The 368-nt window shown below is 48.1% G+C and carries 1 protein-coding gene; it reads left to right on the plus strand.

Going from position 1 to position 368, the window contains the following annotated elements:
* The coding region (locus tag AC5V8P_RS26210; RefSeq protein WP_495474132.1) for a condensation domain-containing protein at positions 1 to 368 on the plus strand (368 nt) is incomplete at both ends.

Consider the following 368-nt stretch of genomic DNA (forward strand, 5'->3'; position numbering starts at 1 on the left):
ATGGAGCAGATGGGTAGCCGTGGCACGAATGGTTTTACGATTGCCAATGCTTCTGTGTCGGAGCAAACAAACTATGATTTCAACATTACAGTGGTGCCAGGCGATGAAATTCATGTCCATTTGGAGTACAACGCACAGGTGCTGGAACGTACAGCTGTAGAGCAAATCCGTGAGCATTTGCTGCATATGATTGAAGAAGCGATCCACAGACCAGATGCATGGGTGGATGAGCTGGAGCTCGTAACTGCTGCTGAAAAAGCAAAAATCATCGACGGTTTTGGATCCGTAGGTGTAGCTGCATGGAGTGATGAAAAGCAATCCGAAGGGGTATTCCACACCTATGTGGAAGAACAAGCGCAGCTTGTGCC

This window comes from Paenibacillus sp. N119s (assembly GCF_059447605.1).